This window comes from Streptomyces sp. x-19 (assembly GCF_046549115.1).
Lineage (GTDB): Bacteria > Actinomycetota > Actinomycetes > Streptomycetales > Streptomycetaceae > Streptomyces > Streptomyces albulus_C.
This window is the reverse complement of record NZ_JAJPWK010000001.1, coordinates 393017-416329: the sequence shown is the minus strand read 5'-3', so window position 1 is coordinate 416329 and position 23313 is coordinate 393017. Positions and strand designations below refer to the sequence as shown.

Here is a 23313-nt window from a genome sequence, read left to right as displayed (position 1 = left end):
GGACCGTCTGGCAGTGACACCCGTTGTGGTAGCGAGTCAGGTCCTCCCGCGAGTCTGGAGGACGACGGTTGGCCCGTCGCCGTCCGTCCGGGGAGTCCTTGGGTTTCCGCCGGCCACCGCCGGCCACCGCCGGCCACCGTGGACTGGCTGGTGTAGATGGCGCCCCGGCTGGCGAGCATGGCGCAGAACGCACAGGGGTTGCCATCCGTGATCCTCGCCCTGCCGACGACCCGCCGGTCCTGCCTCGACGCCCGGTCGATCAGGTCCCGCCCGGCCCGCAAAACCTCGCGGTCGGCAGCTCCGGCGGACGACCGATCGGCGGTGTCCACCGCGTCCTCCAGCTCCTGGAGAAACCCGCCGTCGTCCAGCCGCCCCCGGGCCTCGTCCGTGCCGGCCTGGTCCAAGTGCTGCCGAACCTTGGCCGGCCCCTGAGACACAAGCGACGCCACGGCCGCCCGGTCGTGACGCTCCTCCGGCTCCTCCGGCCAGTCGAACCCGTCCAACCGGATCTCCGCACCGTCGTCCGGCTCCGGCGTGCGCACCGCGTCGATCTGCTCCGCCCAGTCCTCCCGCAGTTCCCCCAGGGTCGTGGTCTCGCCCATGTGCTCCCCGGACAGCGGCGGGACGGTGTGCCCGGTCTCCAGGGCCCGGTACAGGCGGTAGAACGCTGCTGCCTGGTCGCGGGAGCGTCGTCGCTCACGGCGGATTAGGCCCAGCATCCAGGCCAGCCACGCGGAACCGCTCTCCGGCGCGTGACGCACTGGTTTGGGTCTGGTGAGTACGAGGGCGCTAGAGGCCCTGACGCCCTACGAGGGCGTTCCTGTGGCGCCTGCGTATGTGCTGCCCCCGATGCTGGCCACGGGCACGGCGGACCCTCAGTACACGGTCGAACGTGCAGCTCAGGGAAGCCGCGCAGGCAACTGCAACATCGCGAAGATGGATGAACGGGTTTCCCCGAGGTCGTGATCTTCGGGCTGATCCAGCCGATCATGTTCGTGGTGCTGTTCACCTACGTCTTCGGCGGATCCATCGCCGTCCCCGGCGCCCCGGCCGGCGACGCCCAGGCGTACCGCGAGTTCCTGATGGCCGGGATCTTCGCGCAGACCGTCACCTTCGCGACCGCCGGCGCCGGCGCGGGCATCGCGGACGACATGCACAAGGGGCTGATCGACCGGTTCCGCTCGCTGCCGATGTCCCGTGGTGCGGTGCTCACCGGCCGGACCCTCGCCGACCTGGTGCAGACCGCACTGACCCTGGTGGTGCTGGCCGTGGTCGCGCTGCTCATCGGCTGGCGCAGCCATGAGAACCCGGCGAGCGTGCTGGCCGGCTTCGCCCTGCTGCTCCTGCTCGGCTACGCCTTCTCCTGGATCGGCGCGCTCATCGGCCTCTCGGTCCGCACCCCGGAGGCCGCCACCTCCGGCGGACTGCTCTGGCTCTTCCCGCTGACGTTCATCTCGAACGCCTTCGTCCCGGTCAACGGCATGCCGGCGTTCCTCCAGCACGTCGCGGAGTGGAACCCGTTCAGCGCCACCGTCGCCGGCGCCCGGCAGCTGTTCGGCAACACCATCGAGGGCGTGCCGCAGTCGGTGACCGGGGCCTGGCCGATGGAGCACCCGGTGCTGGCCTCGGTGATCTGGTCGGTCCTGATCATCGTGGCCTTCCGGACCCTGGCGGTCCGCAAGTACCGCTCGGCGACCGCCTGAGCCGGCCGCCCCCCCCCGCACGCGGAGGCGGCCCGGAGCGCTCAGCTCCGGGCCGCCTGCGTCGTCTCTGACGTGGTGCGCGGCTCAGCCGTTGTACGGCTTGGCGTCGAGGATCTTCACCGACGCCTTCTTGCCGTTCGGGAGCTCGTACTCCGCGTCGGCACCGATCCGCTTGCCGTTCACGCCCGACCCCAGCGGCGACTGCGGGGAGTAGGTCTCGACGTCCCCGCTCGCGTACTCCCGCGAAGCCAGGAGGAACGACAGCGTGTCGTCCGGGTCCCCGTCGAACGCGATGGTGACGACCATGCCGGGGGCGACCGTGCCGTCGGCGGCGGGAGCCTCGCCCACCTTCGCCGACTCCAGCAGCTGCTTCAGCTGGCGGACGCGGAGCTCCTGCTTGCCCTGCTCCTCCTTGGCCGCGTGGTACCCGGCGTTCTCCTTCAGGTCACCTTCCTCGCGGGCCGCCTGGATCTTCTCGGTGATCTCGGCGCGTGCGGGACCAGACAGGTACTCCAGCTCGGCCTTGAGCTGGTCATACGCCTCCTGGGTCAGCCAGGTGACGTTCTCGCTGGTCTGGGTCACAGGTGCTCCTCGTCGGTACTGGGGATAAATCAAACGCCCTACCAGGAAGGTTTGCGCCTTCGCAGGTGGGCGAAACCACGAGCCTAACAATTCCGGCACAAAAGGGGGAAGAGGAATTTCACAGTGGTCGCACAGGAATGCATCGCCGCAGATCAGAGTCGGTCGGCCGGCGCGCGGATGTCGGCCGAACGGGTCACCGGCCCGCTCCGCTCCGTCGGCGCCGGATCCCGCCGGGGCGTCGTGCGGTCAGCCGTTGCCGGCCGGCGCGCCCGTGCAGCCGACCAGGACCGCGTTGGTCGCGCGCTTCGTCGTCCGCACCGTGACCTCGGTGTCGACCTGTCCGGCGCGCTGGTCGATGGCGACGTCCTTGCGGCCGACCTCGGAACCGTCGGTGGCCTGCGAACGCAGCGTGCACACCCCGGTGTCGTCCTTGTCCTTGACGACTTCGAGATGGACCTTGACCGCGTGGTCGGAGACGGCTTCCCAGGTGATGATCCGGCCGCTGAGGTCCTGTCCGGAGATGTACGAGACGCCGAGCCAGCCCACCACGCCGAGCAGTACCACGCCGAGCACCGCCCCGATGATCTTCAGCTTGCGGTCGGCGCGCTGGTCGGCGGAACGGCCGTAGCGTCCGTCCGGGAGCCCTTCGCGCACCGCAGCCATGATCCATCCTCCTGATAGGGGACCGGGAACCGACAGACCCCCGGGGGGTCCCCGCCCCAGGGAATACAGCGCCCCCTCGCTTCGGTCACTATAGGAGGCATCTTCTCCGGCTTTTCACTGAGGATCGAGTCTTGACCGAGCAGCTGCGATTGATGGCGGTCCACGCCCACCCCGACGACGAGTCGAGCAAGGGTGCGGCCACCATGGCCAAGTACGTGTCCGAGGGGGTGGACGTACTGGTCGCCACCTGCACAGGCGGCGAGCGAGGCTCCATCCTCAACCCCAAGCTCCAGGGCGACCCGTACATCGAGGAGCACATCCACGAGGTGCGCAAGAAGGAAATGGACGAGGCCCGGGAGATCCTGGGCGTCAAGCAGGAATGGCTGGGCTTCGTCGACTCGGGGCTCCCCGAGGGCGACCCGCTGCCGCCGCTGCCCGAGGGCTGCTTCGCCCTGGAGGACGTCGAGGTCGCGGCCGGGCGCCTGGTCAAGCTGATCCGGGAGTTCAAGCCGCAGGTCATCACGACCTACGACGAGAACGGCGGCTACCCGCACCCGGACCACATCATGACCCACAAGATCACGATGGTGGCCTTCGAGGCGGCCGGCGACCCGGAGAAGTACCCGGAGGCCGGCGAGCCCTGGCAGCCGCAGAAGCTCTACTACAACCAGGGCTTCAACAAGCCCCGCACCATCGCGCTGCACGAGGCGCTGCTGGAGCGCGGCATGGAGTCGCCCTACGGCGAGTGGCTGGAGCGGTGGAAGCAGTTCGAGCGGCGCGAGCGGACGCTGACCACCTACATCCCGTGCGCCGACTTCTTCGAGATCCGCGACAAGGCGTTGATCGCCCACGCCACCCAGATCGACCCCGACGGCGGGTGGTTCCGGGTGCCGATGGACGTCCAGCGCGAGGTCTGGCCGACGGAGGAGTACGAGCTCGCGAAGTCGCTCGTGGACACTTCGCTCCCCGAGGACGACCTCTTCGCGGGCATCCGCAACAATTGAGCCCATGATGAGCGCGACCAGCACCCTCGCCCTGACGCACTTCGTCACCCTTGCCGACAGCTTCGACAAGGACAAGGTGACCCCCGGCGTCCTCGGCTTCATCGTTTTCGCGGTCATCGGCGGTGCCGTGTGGCTGCTGATGAAGTCCATGAACAAGCACATGCGCAAGGTGGACTTCGAGGAGCCCGCGGAGGACGGCCAGGGCACTGCCGCCCCGGCGGCCGCCGCGGCTCCGGAGCCGAAGACCAGCTGACCGCCCGGCGCCGGGCCCGCGGGCCCGGTGTGGGGCGTGCGCACCGCGTCGCCGGTCCATGGACCCGGTGCCGGTCCGCGCGCCGGCCGTCTGGCAGCGGCCGGTCGACCGGCCCGGCGGCTCGCTGACCCAAGAGGTCAGCGAGCCGTGCCCGCGACCGGACGCCCCGCCTCCGCACGGGCGGCGTCACGCCGGCACCGTCACTCGGCGGCGGCCGGCTCCTTCGGCACGCCCATGATCTCCCGGGCGTGCCGGTCCGGCACCATGCCCAGGCGCCACGCCTGCCAGCCCGTCTCGGGCTCCACCCCGCGCTCCAGCAGCAGCCCGAAGGTCTGGGCGCAGTCCTCCAGCTTCGCGTCCCGCCCGTCGTGCCGCTCCCGGACCAGCTCAGCCAGCTCCTCCTGCGCCACCGCCGCGCCGACCACCGAACCGCCGGGCGAGGCGAACGGCAGCAGCGTGCACCGCAGGAACCGCGCCCAGTCCGCCCCGCGGCGGTCGCCGTACCCGGCGAAGAGCCGCCCGGCCTCGTCGGCCAGCTCCAGCGCCTGGGCCGTGCGGCCGTTGCCGGCGTCGACGATCACCAGCTCCAGCACCGACCACGCCTCGCCGTGCGCCACCCCGATCCGCTGGAAGTCCTTCCGGGCGTCCTGGAGCAGCTGCCGGGCGAAGCCGCTGTTGCGCAGCGAACCGGTCTGCTCGGCCCGCAGGTCCCGGGTCACCCGCCCCGCGTGGTGCCGGGCGCAGGCCAGGCCGTAGCCGTCCTGCATGCGACTGAACATGTTCCGCGAGCGCTCCAGCTGCCGCAGGGCCTCGTCGCGCTCCCCGCGCTCCTCCAGCGCCTGGCCGAGGTAGTACATCGTCCACGCCTCGCCGCGGGCGTCCTCGTGCTGGCGGTGCAGCGGCAGTGCCTGGCGCAGCTGGTCCACCGCGGGGCCGGGGTCGCCGGCCACCAGGCGGGCCCGTGCCAGCTGGGTCATCGCCCAGGCCGTGCCGCGGTCGTCGTGCGTGCGTCCGTACAGCTCCAGGGCGGCGTGCAGGGCGGTCTCGGCGGCCGGGACGTCGCCCCGCCGCAGGTGGACCTGACCGAGCTGGAAGTGCGCCCACGCCTGGCCGTGCAGGCTCTCGCTCTCCTCGTGGAGCGCCACGGACTCGGTCAGCAGTTCCAACGCCTCGGCGAGCCGCGCCCGGTCCCGCTCGACCGCCGCCAGGGCGTGCAGCGTCCACGCCCGGTCGCCGCGCATGTCGGGGCCGGCCTGGAGGTCCAGCGCCTCGCGCAGCTTGGCCGCCGCCTCGGTGAGACTGCCCTGCTGCTGGAGCGTGATGCCCAGGTCGCGCAGCGCACGGGCCGCACCCACCGGGTGCTGCGCCTCGAAGTAGAGGTCGACCACCGACGACAGCGTCGTCCGGGCGCGGTCCAGCTCGCCCAGCTGGCGGGCCGCGACGCCGGTGCGCCACTGCACCGAGCGGACCAGCATCCCCTGGCCGGCCGCCCGGGTCAGCTCGCTCAGCTCGCCCAGGCGGTAGAGGTCGCCGCGCAGCAGGCAGTAGTCGCACAGCGCGCCCAGCAGGTGCGAGACGGTGTCCTGGTCCACCTCCTGATCGGCGTGGCGCAGGGCGGCGGTGATGAAGCTGGTCTCGTCGTCCAACCACTGCAGGGCCGCGTCCAGGGACGCGAACCCGTGCGGGCCGAAGCGGTCGGCGCGGGTGGAGGTGTTGCCGTCGACGAGCCGGATCACCGCGTCGGCCAGCTCCGCGTAGCCGCGGATCAGCCGCTCCTGGGCCGCGGCGCGCTCGGCCGGCTCCTCCTCCTCGGCCAGCCGGGCGTGCGCGAACCGGTGCACCAGGGGGTGCAGGCGGTACCGCTCGCCGCGGACGTGCTCGATCAACCCCGCCCCGGCCAACGCGGTCAGCCGCTGCTTGGCCTCCGCGTCCGCGACGCCCAGCAGCGCGGCCGCGGCCGCCACCCCCAGGCTCGCCCGGCCCACCAGGGCCAGCCGGCGCAGCAACTGCCGGGCCTGCGGCGGCTGGTCGGCGTAGCGCAGCGCCAGGGCCCGCTCCACCGGTGCCGCCCCGCCGGCCTCCGCCAACTCCTCGGCCAGCGCGGCGGGGGAGCGCTCGCCCAGCGCGGAGCCGACGACCCGCAGCGCCAGGGGCAGGCCGGCGCACAGCTCCGCGATCCGGTCGATCGCCCGCGCGTCGTACGGGGCCGCGTCCTCCGCCGGCTCCGCACCGGCCGCCGCCGAGCGCAGCAACTCCTCGGTGCCCGCCGCGTCCAGCGCCGCCACCGGCAGGTGGTGCACCCGGGCCGCCAGGTCGGCGGGCAGGTCCAGCGGCGTGCGGGAGGTGACCAGGACCAGGCTCTCGGAACGGTCCGGGACCAGGGCCCGCACCTGCTCGGCGTCCGAGGCGTCGTCGAGCAGCACCGTCACGGGGAGTCCGGACAGGTGCTGGTGGTAGAGCTCGGTGAGCCGCCTGACGTGCTGCTCCTGCGAGGGACGCTCGCGGAACAGCAGCTGCTCGCGCGGCGCGCCCAGGCGGTTCAGCAGGTGCAACAGCGCGTCCCGGGTCGGCAGGGGCACCTCGCCGGGGGTGTCGCCGCGCAGGTCCACCAGACACGCGCCGCGGAACTGATCGCGCAGTTGGTGGGCGGCCCGCACGGCCAACGCCGTCCGCCCCGCGCCGGACTCGCCGTGCAGCACCACCACGATCGGCCGGGTCTCCGTACTCGCCCGGCCGGCCTGCACCCACTGGACGATCTGCGTCAGCTCCGCCCGCCGCCCGGCGAACGGGCCGTCAGGACGGGGGAGATGCGTGAACGACCGCTCCAGGACCGACCGCTGGCGGGCCGCCGCGCTACGGTCCGCGCCGCGCAACTGCGGCCCCCGCGCGCCCTTCGCCTTCCCCGCCGGCCGGGCCGCGGACCCGCCGCCGCTGCGGGCCGCCGCGCTCACCATCCGCTGCTGGTCCAGGAACGGGCGGATGCCGCGCACCTCCAGCGCCGTCAACCATTGGAGCCGCAGTTGCTCCGGCCCGCCGGGCTGACCGCGCATCCCGGCCTGGCGGTGCGCCGCCGGGAAGTGGCCGGCCGTCAGCTTCACGACCGTGGCCGCCGCGCCGGCCACCAGCGCCGCGGCGCCCGCCCCGACCGCCGGCCCGCCACCCGTGCCGTACGCCAGATCCACCCCGAACGCGGCCACCGCGGCGACCGCCGACGCCACGACCGGGGTGCCCAGCTCCTTGCGCGAGAGCCGCTCCGCCAGCGGCCGCCGGCCGGCCGCCGCCTCGTCCAACGCGCGGACGTACGCCACGTACTCCTCCCCGGCGGGGGCGGCCAGCTCGTCCAGCGCCGCCCGCGCCCTGCCGAGCAGTGCCGGCCCGTCGAGCCGGCCGCCGGAGCGGCGCACCTCCTCCTCGACGGCCCGCGTCAGCAGCCCGTCCGCTTCCTTCCGGTGGCCGTCCCGCAGCCCAGCCAGTTCGCCCGGCATGCCCGTCCCCCCTCCAGCAGTCGCCAGGAGTCCTGGCGGTCCAGCGGTCGTCGACGGATCACCCCTGCCCACCGGCGCGTCCCCGCACCCGTGCGGCTCGCCCGGCGTGATCTCCGCCGAGCACACAGTCTTCCGTGTCCGGGCGGATTCCGGCAGGGCTGTGGATAACTCCCGCCTCTCCCGGAATCCGGGGCCCCAGTGGGAGAGGATGGCCCCATGCCGAACCGCCTGGCCCATGAGACGTCCCCGTACCTGCTCCAACACGCCGACAATCCGGTCGACTGGTGGCCGTGGTCCCCCGAAGCGTTCGAGGAGGCCCGACGGCGCGGCGTCCCGGTGCTGCTCAGCGTCGGCTACAGCTCGTGCCACTGGTGCCACGTCATGGCGCACGAGAGCTTCGAGGATCCGGTCGTGGCCGCGCTGCTCAACGAGCACTTCGTGGCCGTCAAGGTCGACCGCGAGGAGCGTCCGGACGTCGACGCCGTCTACATGGAGGCGGTCCAGGCCGCCACCGGTCAGGGCGGTTGGCCGATGACCGTGTTCCTCACGCCCGACGCCGAGCCCTTCTACTTCGGGACGTACTTCCCGCCCGAGCCGCGCCATGGCATGCCGTCGTTCGGGCAGGTCGTCGAGGGGGTCCGCGGGGCGTGGGCGGACCGGCGCGAGGAGGTCGGCGAGGTCGCCGGCCGGATCGTCGCCGACCTCGCGGGCCGTTCGCTGGCCGAGTCGCTGCCGGAGGGGGACCAGCGGCCCCCGCGTCCCGAGGAGCTGGCGGCCGCCCTGATGGGGCTGACCCGCGAGTTCGACGCGGTGCACGGCGGGTTCGGCGGCGCGCCGAAGTTCCCGCCGTCCATGGTCGTGGAGTTCCTGCTGCGCCACCACGCCCGGACGGGGTCCGCGGGCGCCCTGGAGATGGTCGAGGCGACCTGTGCCGCGATGGCCCGCGGCGGCATCTACGACCAGCTCGGCGGCGGCTTCGCCCGCTACTCCGTCGACCGGGAATGGGTCGTTCCGCACTTCGAGAAGATGCTGTACGACAACGCCCTGCTGTGCCGCGCCTACGCCCACCTGTGGCGCGCCACCGGCTCGGACCTGGCACGTCGGATCGCCCTGGAGACCGCCGACTTCATGGTCCGCGAACTCCGCACCGAACACGGCGGCTTCGCCTCCGCACTGGACGCGGACAGCGACGACGCCACGGGCCGGCACACCGAGGGCACGTACTACGTGTGGACGCCGGAGCAGTTGCGCGCCGTCCTGGGCGAGAAGGACGCCGAGTTCGCCGCCACGTACTTCGGCGTCACCGAGGACGGCACCTTCGAGGAGGGCGCCTCCGTCCTGCAACTCCCGGACACCGGGGACCTGGTGGACGCGGAGCGGGTGGCGTCGGTGAAGGAGCGGCTGCTCGCGGCCCGTGCCGAGCGCCCCCGCCCCGGACGCGACGACAAGGTCGTCGCCTCCTGGAACGGGCTGGCCGTCGCCGCGCTCGCCGAGACCGGTGCCTTCTTCGACCGGCCCGACCTGGTGCAGGCCGCCACCGACGCCGCCGACCTGTTGGTCCGCGTCCACATGGACTGGCAGGCCCGGCTGCACCGCACCTCCCGCGACGGCACGGCCGGCACCCACACCGGTGTGCTGGAGGACTACGCGGACGTCGCCGAGGGGTTCCTCACGCTGGCGTCGGTCACCGGGGAGGGCGTCTGGGTGGAGTTCGCCGGCTTCTTCCTGGACACCGTGCTGGTCCAGTTCGCCGCCCCGGACGGCACGCTCTACGACACCGCCGCCGACGCCGAGCGACTGATCCGCCGCCCCCAGGACCCGACCGACAACGCCACGCCCTCCGGGTGGACCGCCGCGGCCGGGGCGTTGCTGTCGTACGCGGCGCTGACCGGCAGCGCCCTGCACCGGGGCGCCGCCGAGCGCGCCCTGGGCGTCGTCACCGCCCTGGGCGGCCGGGCGCCGCGCTTCATCGGCTGGGGGCTGGCGGTCGCCGAGGCCGCGTTGGACGGCCCGCGCGAGGTCGCGGTGGTCGGCCCGTCGGACGCCCCGGCCACCCGGGCGCTGCACCGGGCCGCGCTGCTGGGCACCGCCCCCGGGGCGGTGGTGGCCCTGGGTGCGCCGGGGGAGGACACCGCCGAGGTGCCGCTGCTGAGGGCGCGCCCCCTGGTCGACGGCGAGCCGGCCGCCTACGTGTGCCGGCACTTCACCTGCGAGCGGCCGACGACGGACCCGGAGGAGCTGGCGGAGCGGCTGCGGCCCTGAAGTGGTGCGGCCGGCCGGCGGCCCGTAGGCGGCCGGCCCCGCTGGTTCCCTCCGGGGCCGGCGGCCCGGCACCTGCCCCAAGTCCTAGGACCAGCGACCGGATTGAACTTGACGCGGGCGTCAAGTTCTAGCCTCGGCGCATGACGAACCGCACGCACCGCGAAGTCCGCCTGGCCGCCCGACCCACCGGCCCGGTCACCGACGACCTCTTCGAGATCGTGGAGGTCCCCGTCCCGGAGCCGGCGGCGGGGCAGGTACTGGTACGCAACACCCTGATGAGCGTCGCCGCCGTGATGCGCACCCTGATGGACGAGGTCACCACCGTTCCGATGCCGTCCTTCGTGGTCGGCAAGGCGCTCGACGGGCCGGCCGTCGGCGAGGTGGTCGCCGCCCCCGGGACCGACCTCAACCCCGGCGACCTGGTGACGCACCGCCTCGGCTGGCGCGAGTACGCCCTGTTGGACGCCGGGGACGTCCAGCGCCTCGACGCCGGACTGCTGCCCGACCCGGCCGGCTACCTCTCCCAGGGGCCCACCGCCCTGATGGGCATCGACCGCGGCGCCGAAGTCCGGCCCGGTGACACGGTGTTCGTCACCGGGGCGGCCGGCGGCGTCGGCTCGCTGGCCGGCCAGATCGCCAAGCTGCGCGGCGCCGCCCGGGTCATCGGCAGCACCGGCTCGCCGGAGAAGGCCGACCGGCTGCGCAAGGAGTTCGGCTACGACGCGGTGGTCGTCCGCGGCGCCGGGCCCATCGAGGAGCAGCTGCGGGCGGCCGCCCCGGAGGGCATCGACGCGCTCTTCGACAACGTGGGCGGCGAACAGCTCCAGGCCGCGATCGCCCTGGCCAACCGCGGCGCCCGGCTCGCCGTGGTGGGCGCGCTCTCCGTCCAACTGGCCGACGGGAAGCCGGCCCCCACGCCGATCGACACCCTGTCGCTGCTGGCCCGCAGCATCACCCTGCGCGGCGTCGCGCTCTACGACCACCTGGACCTGATCCCGGCGTGGCACCGGCTGTTCGGGCAGGGGCTGCGCGAGGGCACCCTCACCTTCCCGCACGCCCGTCTGCACGGCATCGAGCAGGCCCCGCAGGCGCTACAGGAGCTGATCGCGGGCCGCCACCTGGGCGCCGTCCTGGTGGAGTTGTAAGGCACGCCCCCGGGCGGGACGGTCGCGCGGGGTGCCCGGAGGTGCCCCGTACGGTCGTTCCTCCGGGGCCGTCCCCGTCCCGGAGGTAGCCTGCAGGGGTGACGACCTTGCTCGGGTACCGCTCGCTCGTCCAGGAGGCCGCGGCGCTGCGGTCCGGTGTGGACGATCCCCTCGACGCGGTGCGCCGCACCTGCGACCGCATCGACGCCGTGGACCCCCGGATCCGGGCCTTCGTGCCGGAGCCACGGCGCCGCGATCGGCTGTCGGCCGCGGCCCGGGAGCTGGCCTCGGCCGGGCCACCGGGCCCCGCCGGGCGCCCCGCCCTGTACGGCGTCCCGGTCGGAATCAAGGACATCGTGCACGTCGACGGGTTGCCCACCCGGGCGGGTTCGGCGCTGCCGGCCGACGAGTTGACCGGCCCGCAGGCGGCCGTCGTGGACCGGCTGCGGCTCGCCGGGGCGCTGATCGCCGGCAAGACGGTGACCGCGGAGTTCGCGGTCACCGCGCCGGGGCCGACCCGCAACCCGCACAACCCGGCGCACACGCCCGGGGGTTCGAGCAGCGGCTCGGCGGCGGCGGTCGCCGCCGGGATGGTCCCGCTGGCCATCGGGACGCAGACCGTGGGCTCGATGATCCGGCCCGCCGCCTACTGCGGAGTGGTCGGATTCAAGCCGACCTACGGGCGGATCCCGCTCGACGGGGTGATCCCGAACGCGCTCAGCTTCGACACCCTCGGGTGCTACGCCGCGGAGCTGGCGGGGATCGCGCTGGCGGCGCCGGTGCTCTGCGACGACTGGCGGACCGCGGACGTCGAAGTGCCCTGCGGATGCCCGGTGTTGGGCGTACCGGTCGGGCCCTATCTGGAGCGGGCCGACCCCCAGGCTCTGCACGCCTTCGCGGCCCAGCGGGAGGTGCTGGCGGCGGCCGGCTACGAGGTCCGCGAGGTGCCCGTGATGGCCGACTTCGCGCAGGTCGTGGCGGACCTCTTCACCATGAACCGCTACGAGGTCGCCCGCGCCCACACCGGGTGGTTCGCCCGCCACGCCGACCTCTACCGGGAGCAGACCACGGCCGCCCTCCAGGAGGGGCAGGCGATCGGGGACGCCGCCTACCGGGCGGCCGCGGAGCGCCGCACCGCCTTCCGCGAACGGCTCGCGGCGGCCGGTGCCGCCGCCGGGATCGACCTGTGGATCGCCCCGGCGGCCACCGGCCCGGCGGCCCCCGACCTCACCACCACGGGCAGCGCGATCATGTGCCTGCCGTGGAGCAACGCCGGGCTGCCCTCGCTGAGCCTGCCCGCCGGCCGGGCCGGCAACGGACTGCCGCTGGGGCTCCAGTTGGTGGGCCGGTCCGGGGCCGACGAGTCCCTGCTGACCTGGGCCGTGGACGTCGAACGGGTCCTGAACGAGACGTTCGGGGACCCCACGGCGGCCGGCCGCTAGGCCGTCGCGCGCACCACGGGGGGACGAGGGGGAGGCGGATGCGGATCGGGGACGCGGCGGCGGCCGCCGGGCTGACGCCGCGGGCGCTGCGCTACTACGAGCAGCAGGGACTGGTGACGGCCCGGCGGATGCCGTCGGGCCACCGGGAGTACGACGCGGAGGACGTCCGCCGGCTGCGGGCCGTCCGCGAACTGCGCGAGGCGGGGCTGACCGTCGGCGACGTGCGGGCCTTCGCGGACCTGCTGCAGTCCCTGCCGCCGGAGGGCGTACCGGACCTGCTCGTACCGGATCCGGGCTCCGGGCGCTGCGCGGCCGCCGAGGCGGTGGCCCGCCGCCGGCTGGCCGAGCTGGACGGCCACATCGCGCGGTTGTCCCGGGTGCGGTCGCGTCTGGCGGCCCGCCTGGGGGAGCCGGGCGATCCGGGGGCCGGCGGTCCGAGTGCGGGGGGCCGCGCGGTCAGAGGGTGAGCCCGCGGGCCAGGACGTCCATGGACTGCTGGATGAGTTCCTGCGGGCTGGTCGCCTCGTGGTCCCCGGCCCAGCGCAGCATCGCCTCCTGGAGCGCGGCCAGGACGGCCGCGCTGACGACCCGGATTGCCAGGTCGTCCGCCGGGCGGCCGGCGCGCTCGGCCAGCGCGGTGCTGACGGTCTCGATGTGCCGGGCGGTGAGTTCCGCGGTGCGGCCCCGCACGGCCGGCACGTCGCGGATCAGCCGGATGCGCTGGACGAGTTCTCCGCGGTCGGTCGCGCTGATGTCGCGCATGATCCCGACCGTGACGTGCCGCAGGGTCTCGACGAAGGGTTCGCCGGTCGGGCGGGCGCGGATCCCGGCGGCCAGCAGGGCGTCGTACTCGTCGGTGAGCACGATGTCCTCCTTGGCGGGGAAGTAGCGGACGACCGTGCTGGGGGAGACCTCGGCGGCCGCGGCGATCCGGTCGACGGGGGTCGCGTCGTAGCCCCGCTCCGCGAAGAGCCGGAAGGCGGCCCGGCGGATCGCCTGCCGGGTCTTGAGCTTCTTCCGCTCGCGCAGCCCGGGCTTCGGGTTGCCGGGCGTGGCGGCGGAGACGCGTGCGCAGACCATGCGGCTCATTGTCCCCGTCCGTCTCGTGGCCGAGGCACGGTGCCTTGACAGCGCTCTGATTGTCAGTGGGGTGTGTCACGCTGTGAGGCGGGCATGATTACTGTCAGTGACGATTGGGTGATCGGACGGGGAGGTTCGCGATGCGACCCGCGATTCATGTGTATGCCGCGCTCGCCGCCGCGCTGTGCGTGGGCGGCTTCCTGGTGGGGGGCGGCCTGTTGGTGACGGTGCTGGTGCTGGCCGGTCTGGCGGTCTTGACGTGGCGCGTGGCCGCCGCCTCGCGGCCGCGGCCGGGGTGGGGCGCGGCGGGTGCCGGCAGACCGGGCGGTAGAGCGGGTGGCGGGCCCGACGGGTCGGCCACCCGGATCCCCGCCTCAGCGGTGCGAATACGCGACGAGCGAGATGCCCACGTAGTGCACGACGAAGGCCGCGAGGGTGAGGGAGTGGAAGACCTCATGGAAGCCGAACCACCGAGGTGACGGGTTGGGGCGCTTGATGCCGTAGATCACGCCGCCCGCGCTGTAGAGCAGCCCGCCGACGATCACGAGGACGAGGACGGCGATGCCGCCGGTGCGCAGGAAGTCGGGGAGGAAGAAGACGGCGGCCCAGCCCATGGCGATGTAGCAGGGGGTGTAGAGCCAGCGTGGCGCGCCGACCCAGAAGACCCGGAAGGCGATGCCCGCCAGTGCGGCGGCCCAGACCGCCCAGAGCAGCACCTGGCCGCGGGTGCCCGTCACCAGTAGCAGCGTCAGCGGGGTGTAGGTGCCGGCGATGATCAGGAAGATGTTGGCGTGGTCGAGCCGGCGCAACACCCCGTCGACCCGGGGGCTCCAATTGCCGCGGTGGTAAAGGGCGCTGACGCCGAACAGCAGGCAGGCGCTGATCGTGTAGATCGCGCAGGCCAGGCGGCCTCGGGGGCTGTCGGCGAGCGCGGTCAGGACGACGCCGGAGAGCAGGACGGCCGGGAACATCCCGGCGTGCAGCCAGCCCCGCAGCTTCGGCTTGAGCGGTCCGGCCGTGGCGGCGACCGCCGTGACCGGGGACCCGGTATCGGTCCTGGACGGCGCGGCAGGGGGGCGGCTTTCGGCGGCGTCAGGCGCGGAAGTCATGGCGCAATGCTACCTACGCAACCGTAAGTTACGGATTCGTCCGGAAGTGGTGACGGTCACCACGGTGCCCCCTGGACAGAACCGATTCAGGGTCGGATGATCAAATGAGTGCGGTCGGCACCGGATGAGCGGTCACGAAGCATCCGGGTCGCGGCCCCCAAGGGGCAGACAAGTAAAAGCAGCGGTTTCCTTGCCTTATGAGCAGGAAGCCGGCCAAAACCCCTCATCTAGGAGCGATCGTGGCGCGCGACAACGCGGCTCCCACCCCGACCCGGCACCAGGCCCTGCTCGATTGGGTCGACGAAATAGCGGCGATCACCCAGCCCGACCGGGTCGTCTGGTGCGACGGCTCGGAAGCGGAGTACGAGCGGCTGTCCGAGGAGCTCGTCGAGAAGGGCACGTTCCGCAAGCTCGACCCGATCAAGCGCCCCAACTCGTACTACGCCGCGTCCGACCCGACGGACGTCGCGCGTGTCGAGGACCGCACCTTCATCTGTTCGGAGAAGGAAGAGGACGCCGGCCCGACCAACCACTGGAAGGCCCCCGCCGAGATGCGGGAGATCTTCGCGGGGGAGAAGGGCATCTTCCGCGGTGCGATGAAGGGCCGGACGATGTACGTCGTCCCGTTCTGCATGGGCCCGCTCGGCTCCCCGCTCTCCGCCATCGGGGTGGAGATCACCGACTCCGCGTACGTCGCCGTGTCGATGCGCACCATGACGCGGATGGGCCAGGCGGTCCTCGACGAGCTCGGCACCGACGGCTTCTTCGTCAAGGCCGTGCACACCCTCGGCGCCCCGCTCGCCGAGGGCGAGCAGGACGTGCCGTGGCCGTGCAACTCCACCAAGTACATCTCGCACTTCCCCGAGTCCCGCGAGATCTGGTCGTACGGCTCGGGCTACGGCGGCAACGCGCTGCTCGGCAAGAAGTGCTACGCGCTGCGGATCGCCTCCGTCATGGCCCGCGACGAGGGCTGGCTGGCCGAGCACATGCTCGTCCTCAAGCTGACCCCGCCGCAGGGCGAGGCCAAGTACGTCGCCGCGGCGTTCCCGAGCGCCTGCGGCAAGACGAACCTGGCCATGCTGGAGCCGACGATCCCCGGCTGGACGGTCGAGACCATCGGTGACGACATCGCCTGGATGCGGTTCGGCGAGGACGGCCAGCTCTACGCGATCAACCCCGAAGCCGGCTTCTTCGGCGTGGCGCCCGGCACCGGCGAGCACACCAACGCCAACGCCATGAAGACCCTCTGGGGCAACTCCGTCTTCACCAACGTCGCCCTGACCGACGACGGCGACGTGTGGTGGGAGGGCATGACCGAGGAGACCCCGGCGCACCTGACGGACTGGAAGGGCAACGACTGGACGCCCGCCTCCGGTGTCCCGGCCGCGCACCCCAACGCGCGGTTCACCGTGCCCGCCGCCCAGTGCCCGACCATCGCGCCCGAGTGGGAGGACCCCAAGGGCGTGCCGATCTCGGCCATCCTGTTCGGCGGTCGCCGGGCCAGCGCGGTGCCGCTGGTGACCGAGTCGCTCAGCTGGCAGCACGGTGTCTTCCTCGGGGCCAACGTGGCGTCCGAGAAGACCGCCGCCGCCGAGGGCAAGGTCGGGGAGCTGCGTCGCGACCCGTTCGCCATGCTGCCGTTCTGCGGCTACAACATGGGCGACTACATGGCGCACTGGCTCAAGGTCGGGGCCGACAAGGACCCGGCGAAGCTGCCGAAGATCTACTACGTCAACTGGTTCCGCAAGGACGACGCGGGCCGCTTCGTGTGGCCGGGCTTCGGCGAGAACAGCCGGGTGCTCAAGTGGATCGTCGAGCGGCTGGCGGGCACGGCCGAGGGCGTCGAGACGCCGATCGGTGTGCTGCCCACCAAGGACGCGCTGGACACCGAGGGCCTGGAACTCTCCGAGAAGGACCTGGAGTTCCTGCTCACCGTCGACAAGGAGGTCTGGCGCGAGGAGGCGGCGCTGGTCCCCGAGCACCTCAACACCTTCGGCGACCACACGCCGAAGGAGCTGTGGGACGAGTACCGCGCGCTGGTGCAGCGGCTCGGCTAGTCCCGGCCGGCCCGGCGGCGCACCGCCCGCCCGGCCCGTGTGCACGACCGCCCGGGGCCCGTACGCGTGTACGGGCCCCGGGCGGGTGCGTTGTGGGGCCTTCGACCGGCCGGACGCCGGTCGGCGTCCTCGGGAGTGTGCGGTCAGGTGGTGGCGAGGTCCCGTTCGCCGGCGCGGTGGGCGGAGAGCCGCTCCTCGGCCAGCGCGATGGCCTCGGCGTCGTCCCGCGAGGTGGCGACGGCGAGGGCGTTCCCGGCGAGGGTGTGGGCGCGCTGGCGGAGGGCCGGGATCCGGGTCGGGTCGCCGCCGGTCGGTTCGGCGCGCAGCGGCAGCTGGCCGCTCAGCCGGGCGACCGCGGCGGCGATGCGCTCGGCCGCCGAGGCCAGGGCGGCGCGCGCGGCGCCGCACTCGGTCAGGGCGTGCAGCTCGTCGGTGACGGTGAGCAGCGCGGTCAGCTGCCCGGCGAGCCGGATGTCCAGCTCCTCCTCGCGGGAGCGGTGCGGGATCCCCGGGGCGACGGCCATGGTGTGGACCGACTTGGTGCGGATCGGTTCGTACATGGGACGGCCTCCTGAAAACGTCTAGGAGGCCATCCTAGCTTAGACCCTGTCTAAAATTGTGTCTCGTATAGAAGTTGCTGCGGTTCAGTACTGTCCGTAACCGTCGAGGAAGGCGCCGATGCGGGTGACGGCGTCCGTCAGGTCGTCCTTGTTCGGCAGCGTGACCAGGCGGAAGTGGTCCGGCTCGGGCCAGTTGAAGCCGGTGCCGTGGACGATCATGATCTTCTCGGCGCGCAGCAGGTCCAGCACCATCTGACGGTCGTCCTTGACCTTGTACACCGCGGGGTCCAGTCGAGGGAAGGCGTAGAGCGCGCCCTTCGGCTTGACGCAGCTGACGCCCGGTATCCGCGTGAGCAGTTCGTAGGCGGTGTCGCGCTGCTCCAGGAGCCGGCCGCCGGGGAGCACCAGGTCGTTGATCGACTGCCGGCCGCCGAGGGCGGTGGCGACCGCGTGCTGCGCCGGCATGTTGGCGCACAGCCGCATGTTCGCCAGGATCGTCAGCCCCTCGATGTACGAGGCGGCGTGCGCCTTCGGGCCGCAGACCGCCAGCCAGCCGCTGCGGTAGCCGGCGACCCGGTACGCCTTGGACAGGCCGTTGAAGGTCAGCGTCAGCAGGTCCGGGGCGAGCGCGGCGAACGGGGTGTGGGTGACGCCGTCGTAGAGGATCTTGTCGTAGATCTCGTCGGCGCAGACGATCAGGTTGTGCCGGCGGGCGATCTCGGCGAGGCCGCGCAGCAGCTCGTCGTCGTAGACCGCGCCGGTGGGGTTGTTGGGGTTGATGACGACGAGGGCCTTGGTGCGGTCGGTGATCTTGCGCTCGATGTCGGCGAGGTCCGGCATCCAGTCGGCCTGCTCGTCGCAGCGGTAGTGGACGGCGGTGCCGCCGGAGAGCGAGACCGACGCCGTCCACAGCGGGTAGTCGGGGGCCGGGACCAGCACCTCGTCGCCGTCGTCCAGCAGTGCCTGCATCGACATCTGGATCAGCTCGGAGACGCCGTTGCCGAGGTAGACGTCGTCGACGGAGAGGTCGATGCCCTTGGTCTGGTAGTGCTGCACCACTGCCCGGCGGGCCGAGAGCAGGCCCTTGGCGTCGCCGTAGCCGTGTGCGGTGCCGACCGAGCGGAGGACGTCCTCCAGGATCTCGGGCGGGCACTCGAATCCGAACGCCGCCGGGTTGCCGGTGTTGAGCTTGAGGATGCGGTGACCCTCTGCCTCCAGCCGCATCGCCTCCTCAAGCACGGGGCCGCGGATTTCGTAGCAGACGTTGGCGAGCTTCGTTGACTGGATCACCTGCATGACGGCCACTCTACGGGGGCGTAGGGCAGCGCGCCGGGTGGTTTTCGCCACGTGGTCGGCGGACGGTGCGCGGGCGCTCACCCGGTGCGACCGGTGGGGCGGGTGCTGATTTCGTGGCGGGCGGTCGGGCCCGGGCGTCCCGCCGGGCGCGGTTAGGACCGGCCCGGGGTGCGGCGGACCGCCCGGCCGGCCAGGACGTCGGTGCGGCGGCCGTCCTCGATGACGAACCGGCCGTCGATCAGGACGTGCGGGATGCCGGTGGGCGGGGTGCGGGGGGCGTCGAAGGTGGAGCCGGCGGCGACCGTCCGCGGATCGAAGAGGACCAGGTCGGCGCGGTACCCCTCGCGGACCAGGCCGCGGTCGGGCAGCCGCAGCCGGGCGGCCGGGCGCGACGTCAGGTGCGCCACGCACTCCTCCAGGGACAGCACGCCCAGCTCGCGGGCGTACCGGCCCAGGTACTGCGGGAAGGTGCCGTACGCCCGCGGGTGCGGCTTGGCGCCCTGGAGGATGCCGTCGCTGCCGCCGGTGTGGACCCGGTGCCGCATGATCTGCCGGACGTTGTCCTCGTGCCCGACGTGCTGGAGGATCGTGGGGCCCAGCCGGTCGGCGCGCAGCAGGTGGCGGGCGGCGTCCCAGGGGTCCTCGCCGCGGGCGGCGGCGGTGCGGGCGACGGTCGCGCCGACCCAGCCGTCCAGTGCGGGGTCGGTGACGCCGGAGATCTCGATGGTGTCCCAGTCGATGGGGACGCCGTGGCAGCCGTCCGACCCCTCGACCTCCAGGGCGTGCCGGACGGCCGCGGCGGTGGTGTCGTCGGCCAGCCGGGCCAGGATCGCGTCCGGGCCGCCCTCGCCGGCCCAGCTGGGCAGCATCGCCACGAGCGTGGTGCAGCCGGGGGTGTACGGATAGGTGTCCAGGGTGAGGTCGGCGCCGGCGTCCAGGGCCTGGTCCAACAGGGCGAGGAGTTCCGGCGCCCGGCCCTCGTTGACGCCGAAGTTCATGGTGGCGTGGGCGAGGTGCAGCGCGCAGCCGGCCTCGCGGGTGAGGGCGATCATCTCCTCGTACGCGGTCAGGGCGCCGGCGCCGTAGGAGCGGTGGTGCGGGCAGTAGTAGCCGTCGTAGCGGGCCACCACCCGGCACAGTTCGGTCAGTTCGGCGTCGGAGGCGTACATGCCCGGGGTGTAGGTCAGGCCGGACGACAGGCCCACCGCGCCCTGCTCCAGGCCCGCGGCGACGAGCTGCCGCATCCGGTCGAGTTCGGCGTCGGTGGCCGGGCGGTCGTCGAGGCCGACGGCGAGCATCCGGACGGTGCCCTGGGGGACAAGGTAGGCGGCGTTGACCGCGATGCCCTCGCCGTCGAAGCCGTGGTCCAGGCGGTCGAGGTACTCGCCGACGGTGCGCCAGGTGAAGGGGAGGGCGTCGTCGCCGGGGCCGCCGCCGTTCCAGCCGGCGATCTGGGCCCGGACCGCGGCGAGCGTGCGGTCGTCGACCGGGGCGTAGGACAGGCCGTCCTGGCCGAGGACTTCGAGGGTGACGCCCTGGGCGGCCTTCGCGGTGTGCTCCGGGTCGCGCAGCAGCGCCAGGTCGCTGTGCGCGTGCATGTCGATGAAGCCGGGGGCGAGGGCGAGGCCGGCGGCGTCCACGGTGCGGGGGGCGGACGGGCGGGGGCCGCCGTCCGCCTCCCGGTGGACGGTGGCGATCCGGCCGTCCGCCAGGGCGACGTCGGCGCGGTAGGAGGGGCCGCCGGACCCGTCGATGACGCGTGCGTCGCGGAACACGGTGTCCATGGGCGGGCTGCCTCTCTCGGCGGTCTCGGGTCCTCGCCGCCCCGTCCGGGCCGTCTGGGCCGTCCGGGGCGGTGCGTCAGGGGCGGGTCAGGGTGCGATCGGGGATTCTCGGGGGTGCTCCGGGGCGAGCGGCGCACCCCCGGTGGGCATCAGAAGAACGTGCGGACGAAATCGACGACCGTCCCGTCCCGCTCGACCAGCGGGATCAACTGCCACTTGTCGAAGGAGGTGCAGGGGTGCGACAGGCCGAGGGCGACCCAGTCGCCGACCTCCAGGTCCCCGGCGTGCTCGGTCCGTACCCAGGCGTGCTGGTCGGACAGGCCGGTGACGGTGAGGCCGGTCGCCGGGCGCAGGGTGCCGTCCCGGCCGGAGCGCACGGCCTGCGGCTGCGGCAGGTGGAGGTCGTACGCGGCGTCCCGCTTGCCGGCGTTGAGGAACGCCTGCTCCGGGGTGGGGCGGGAGACGACCTGCGCCCAGAGGCGGAAGGCCGGCTCCAGCGCGCCCTCTTCCGGGACGCGGTTGAAGGGCGTGAGGTGGCGGTAGTGCCCGTCGTCGTGCGAGACGTACGCGCCCGAGCGCAGCAGCTTCAGGACGGGTGCGGAGAGCGCGGGGAGGTCCGCGAAGACCTCGGCGACCGCGTCGAACCACGCGCTGCCGCCGGCGCTGACCACGATCTCGTCGAGGTCGGCGAAGCGGCCGGCGGCGTCGAGGTCGGCGGCCAGCGCGACCAGCCGGCGCAGCCACGCCGTGACCCGCTCGTGGTCCGCGTCGGGCACCTCGCCCTCGTAGCCGGCCACACCGACCAGGCGGAGGGTGTCCACGCCGGCGATCGCGTCGGCCAGTTCGCGGCACTCGGCCTCGGTGCGGGCGCCGGTGCGGGCCCCGTCGCCGGCGCCCAGTTCGATGACGACGTCCACCGGGCGGGTCGCCTCGGCGGCGCGCAGGGCGGCGTCCATCAGCTCGATGCCGCGCACCGAGTCGACGTAGCAGATGAAGCGGAAGTCGGGGTCGGCGGCGAGTTCGCCGGCCAGCCAGCGCAGCCCGGCGGCGTCGACGACCTCGTTGGCGAGGAAGATCCGCTGGATGCCGAAGTCGCGGTAGACGCGCGCCTGGTGGGGGACGGCCGCGGTGATTCCCCAGGCGCCGTGCGCCAGTTGGCGCTCGAAGAGCTGCGGGGCCATGGAGGTCTTGCCGTGCGGGGCGAAGGCCAGGCCGTGCCGGGCGGCGTAGGTCTCCAGGAGGGCGAGGTTGTGCTCGACCGACTCGGCGGAGAGGGCCAGTACGGGGGTGGTGAAGCCGCCGGTGAAGAGGTTGCGGCGCTCGGCGGCCAGCGCGCCGACGGTGCGTCCGGCGGCGTCCGGGGGGAGCGCCTTGAAGCGGTGATCGACCTTCTCGTCCGCGAGGTTCTTGAGTTCCTGCGCGAGCCGCTCGCCGGCCATGGAGCCTCCTCAAAGAGCGTGTTGCACCCTCTGCAACACCCATTGCGCATATCGCTTACAGCTGTCTAACATCCGAGCCATCGCCCGGTCAATGGTGGGAAAACGCCAGGGCCGACCGGGCGGAACACGCCGCGGGCAGACCGGAAACCCCACGTCACACCGCCCGGAAAGCGGCCCCGCCCGCGGCCGGCGCACCCTCCCGCGGACCCTTCGAGGGGCCCGCGCGGCAGAGCGGACGGCCAGGGACGGCACAGCGAAGGAGCGCAACCGATCGTGACCAGGTCCTCGAACGTCAGCGACCCGCCCGTCCCGGCGGCCGGCGCGGCCCCGGACGTCGACGTCGTCTGCCTCGGCGAGTCCATGGTCACCTTCCTGCCCACCGTCCCCGGCCCGCTCGCCGACGTGCCGGCCTTCGAGCGCGCCATCGGCGGCGCGGAGTCCAACGTCGCCTGCGCCCTCGCCCGCGCCGGGCACCCGACCCGCTGGATCTCCCGGGTCGGCGCCGACGGCTTCGGCGACCACCTGGTCCGGGAGATCGCCGGCCACGGCGTCGACACCACCGCGGTCCGCCGCGACCCCACCCGCCCCACCGGCATCTACTTCCGCACCGCCGGCGACCGGGCCACCGCCGCCCACGAAGTCGCCTACTACCGTGCCGGCTCCGCCGCCTCCGCGATGGCCGCGGACACCATGGACCTGGCCGCCCTCCGCTCCGGCCGGGTGCTGCACCTCTCCGGCATCACCGCCGCGCTCTCCGCGGACTGCCTGGGCCTGCTGCGCGCCCTCATGGCCCGCCCGGACGACCGCGCCCGCCCGCTGATCTCGTTCGACGTCAACCACCGTCCGCACCTGTGGTCCGGCGCGCGCGGCCCGGAGGTCCTCCTGGACCTGGCGCGCGCCGCCGACGTCGTCTTCGTCGGCGCCGACGAGGCGCTGGCCGCCTGGGGCCTGCCCGACCCGAGGGCGGTCCGGGCGGCGCTGCCCCAACCCCAGACCCTGGTCGTCAAGCTCGGCGCGGCCGGCGCGCTGGTCTTCCGCCGCGCCCCCGGCACCCCCGGCGAAGACGAGGAGCCCGCCGGCACCCTCGTGCCCGCCCCCACCGTCGACGTGGTCGCCGCGGTCGGTGCCGGCGACGCCTTCGCCGCCGGGTTCCTCTCCGCCGCCCTGCGCGCCCTGCCGCTGCGCACCCGGGTCCGGCACGGCCACCTGTGGGCCGCCGCCGCCCTCACCGTCCCCGGCGACCTCGCCGCACCCCCCTCCCGCGCCGTGGCGGACCGGTTGGCCGGGCTCGACGACGACGCGTGGGGGAAACTGCACCTCGGCCCCGGCTGGACGGACGCCAGCCAGGCCGCGGACCAGGAGGTACGGACGCAGTGAACGAGCGCAGCCAGAGCACCATCGACCGGCGCGCCCCCGGCGGGGCCGGGGCGAAGCGGAGCGGGGCACGAG

The 23313-nt window shown here is 73.5% G+C and carries 17 protein-coding genes and 1 pseudogene; 9 read left to right on the top strand and 9 right to left on the bottom strand.

What is annotated here, in order from left to right; genetic code table 11:
• Window positions 1-953: 953 nt before the first annotated feature.
• Window positions 954-1703: pseudogene (locus ACLJT4_RS02010) on the top strand (ABC transporter permease); the annotation flags it as partial.
• An 84-nt stretch (window positions 1704-1787) separates the two neighbouring features.
• On the opposite strand, the gene greA reads toward ACLJT4_RS02010, so the two are convergent.
• Together greA and ACLJT4_RS02000 are read right to left on the bottom strand one after the other, a co-directional pair.
• Window positions 1788-2285 (bottom strand): transcription elongation factor GreA, encoded by a 498-nt coding sequence (gene greA / locus ACLJT4_RS02005; protein ID WP_016572722.1) that lies wholly within the window; start codon window positions 2283-2285, stop codon window positions 1788-1790.
• A gap of 246 nt (window positions 2286-2531) precedes the next feature.
• Window positions 2532-2948, bottom strand: a complete 417-nt coding sequence (locus tag ACLJT4_RS02000) for a DUF4307 domain-containing protein (protein ID WP_411120694.1) — start codon at window positions 2946-2948, stop codon at window positions 2532-2534.
• Between the two features lie 131 nt (window positions 2949-3079).
• On the opposite strand from ACLJT4_RS02000, the gene mca reads away from it, so the two are divergent.
• Complete coding sequence (gene mca / locus ACLJT4_RS01995) at window positions 3080-3952, top strand: mycothiol conjugate amidase Mca (protein WP_016572724.1); 873 nt, start codon at window positions 3080-3082, stop codon at window positions 3950-3952.
• A 4-nt stretch (window positions 3953-3956) separates the two neighbouring features.
• Entirely contained in the window at window positions 3957-4205 is a 249-nt protein-coding gene (locus tag ACLJT4_RS01990) for a hypothetical protein (protein WP_411120693.1), read from the top strand.
• 200 nt (window positions 4206-4405) lie between these two features.
• Here the strand turns inward: ACLJT4_RS01990 and ACLJT4_RS01985 are convergent, their stop codons facing one another.
• A complete protein-coding gene (locus tag ACLJT4_RS01985) occupies window positions 4406-7690 on the bottom strand; it encodes a tetratricopeptide repeat protein (RefSeq protein WP_411120692.1) in 3285 nt (1094 codons plus the stop codon).
• A 216-nt stretch (window positions 7691-7906) separates the two neighbouring features.
• On the opposite strand from ACLJT4_RS01985, the gene ACLJT4_RS01980 reads away from it, so the two are divergent.
• The 4 genes from ACLJT4_RS01980 to ACLJT4_RS01965 all read left to right on the top strand — a co-directional run bounded on the left by ACLJT4_RS01980 (window position 7907) and on the right by ACLJT4_RS01965 (window position 13006).
• On the top strand, window positions 7907-9952 hold the full coding sequence (locus ACLJT4_RS01980) for a thioredoxin domain-containing protein (RefSeq protein WP_411120691.1): 2046 nt from the start codon (window positions 7907-7909) through the stop codon (window positions 9950-9952).
• 140 nt (window positions 9953-10092) lie between these two features.
• Complete coding sequence (locus tag ACLJT4_RS01975) at window positions 10093-11097, top strand: zinc-binding dehydrogenase (protein WP_411120690.1); 1005 nt, start codon at window positions 10093-10095, stop codon at window positions 11095-11097.
• Window positions 11098-11195: 98 nt separating this feature from the next.
• Window positions 11196-12539 carry an amidase gene (locus ACLJT4_RS01970; RefSeq protein ID WP_411120689.1) on the top strand — a complete coding sequence of 448 codons (1344 nt, stop codon included), beginning with the start codon at window positions 11196-11198 and terminating at the stop codon, window positions 12537-12539.
• A gap of 38 nt (window positions 12540-12577) precedes the next feature.
• Window positions 12578-13006 (top strand): MerR family transcriptional regulator, encoded by a 429-nt coding sequence (locus ACLJT4_RS01965; protein WP_411120688.1) that lies wholly within the window; start codon window positions 12578-12580, stop codon window positions 13004-13006.
• On the opposite strand, the gene ACLJT4_RS01960 is transcribed toward ACLJT4_RS01965, so the two are convergent.
• The gene (locus ACLJT4_RS01960) at window positions 12996-13619 is read right to left on the bottom strand and encodes a TetR/AcrR family transcriptional regulator (protein WP_411120687.1); all 624 of its coding nucleotides are present in this window, start codon (window positions 13617-13619) and stop codon (window positions 12996-12998) included. The two genes, ACLJT4_RS01965 and ACLJT4_RS01960, sit on opposite strands and share 11 nt — an antisense overlap.
• 374 nt (window positions 13620-13993) lie before the next feature.
• A complete protein-coding gene (gene trhA / locus ACLJT4_RS01955; protein ID WP_016570431.1) occupies window positions 13994-14728 on the bottom strand; it encodes a PAQR family membrane homeostasis protein TrhA in 735 nt (244 codons plus the stop codon).
• 239 nt (window positions 14729-14967) lie between these two features.
• Here trhA and ACLJT4_RS01950 point away from each other — a divergent pair, with 239 nt between their 5' ends.
• Complete coding sequence (locus ACLJT4_RS01950; protein WP_411120686.1) at window positions 14968-16785, top strand: phosphoenolpyruvate carboxykinase (GTP); 1818 nt, start codon at window positions 14968-14970, stop codon at window positions 16783-16785.
• 143 nt (window positions 16786-16928) lie between these two features.
• On the opposite strand, the gene ACLJT4_RS01945 is transcribed toward ACLJT4_RS01950, so the two are convergent.
• From ACLJT4_RS01945 to ACLJT4_RS01930, 4 genes are all read right to left on the bottom strand, one after another.
• Window positions 16929-17345: a hypothetical protein gene (locus tag ACLJT4_RS01945; protein ID WP_411120685.1), complete on the bottom strand. Its 417-nt coding sequence runs from the start codon at window positions 17343-17345 to the stop codon at window positions 16929-16931.
• Between the two features lie 84 nt (window positions 17346-17429).
• Window positions 17430-18641, bottom strand: coding sequence for a pyridoxal phosphate-dependent aminotransferase (locus ACLJT4_RS01940; protein ID WP_016570428.1), 1212 nt, complete (start codon window positions 18639-18641; stop codon window positions 17430-17432).
• Window positions 18642-18793: 152 nt separating this feature from the next.
• Window positions 18794-20425, bottom strand: a complete 1632-nt coding sequence (locus tag ACLJT4_RS01935; RefSeq protein WP_411120684.1) for an N-acyl-D-amino-acid deacylase family protein — start codon at window positions 20423-20425, stop codon at window positions 18794-18796.
• A gap of 149 nt (window positions 20426-20574) precedes the next feature.
• Entirely contained in the window at window positions 20575-21864 is a 1290-nt protein-coding gene (locus ACLJT4_RS01930) for an amino acid deaminase (protein WP_411120683.1), read from the bottom strand.
• Between the two features lie 273 nt (window positions 21865-22137).
• Here ACLJT4_RS01930 and ACLJT4_RS01925 point away from each other — a divergent pair, with 273 nt between their 5' ends.
• Window positions 22138-23241: a sugar kinase gene (locus ACLJT4_RS01925; protein WP_411120682.1), complete on the top strand. Its 1104-nt coding sequence runs from the start codon at window positions 22138-22140 to the stop codon at window positions 23239-23241.
• Window positions 23242-23313: the final 72 nt, after the last annotated feature.

Bases quoted from the DNA above. Each gene is read 5' to 3' on its own strand.
- ACLJT4_RS02000 (WP_411120694.1), bottom strand. From the start codon at position 2,948: ATGGCTGCGGTGCGCGAAGGGCTCCCGGACGGACGCTACGGCCGTTCC.
- ACLJT4_RS01990 (WP_411120693.1), top strand. From the start codon at position 3,957: ATGATGAGCGCGACCAGCACCCTCGCCCTGACGCACTTCGTCACCCTT.
- ACLJT4_RS01985 (WP_411120692.1), bottom strand. From the start codon at position 7,690: ATGCCGGGCGAACTGGCTGGGCTGCGGGACGGCCACCGGAAGGAAGCG.
- ACLJT4_RS01980 (WP_411120691.1), top strand. From the start codon at position 7,907: ATGCCGAACCGCCTGGCCCATGAGACGTCCCCGTACCTGCTCCAACAC.
- ACLJT4_RS01975 (WP_411120690.1), top strand. From the start codon at position 10,093: ATGACGAACCGCACGCACCGCGAAGTCCGCCTGGCCGCCCGACCCACC.
- ACLJT4_RS01965 (WP_411120688.1), top strand. From the start codon at position 12,578: ATGCGGATCGGGGACGCGGCGGCGGCCGCCGGGCTGACGCCGCGGGCG.
- ACLJT4_RS01960 (WP_411120687.1), bottom strand. From the start codon at position 13,619: ATGGTCTGCGCACGCGTCTCCGCCGCCACGCCCGGCAACCCGAAGCCC.
- trhA (WP_016570431.1), bottom strand. From the start codon at position 14,728: ATGACTTCCGCGCCTGACGCCGCCGAAAGCCGCCCCCCTGCCGCGCCG.
- ACLJT4_RS01945 (WP_411120685.1), bottom strand. From the start codon at position 17,345: ATGTACGAACCGATCCGCACCAAGTCGGTCCACACCATGGCCGTCGCC.
- ACLJT4_RS01940 (WP_016570428.1), bottom strand. From the start codon at position 18,641: ATGCAGGTGATCCAGTCAACGAAGCTCGCCAACGTCTGCTACGAAATC.
- ACLJT4_RS01935 (WP_411120684.1), bottom strand. From the start codon at position 20,425: ATGGACACCGTGTTCCGCGACGCACGCGTCATCGACGGGTCCGGCGGC.
- ACLJT4_RS01930 (WP_411120683.1), bottom strand. From the start codon at position 21,864: ATGGCCGGCGAGCGGCTCGCGCAGGAACTCAAGAACCTCGCGGACGAG.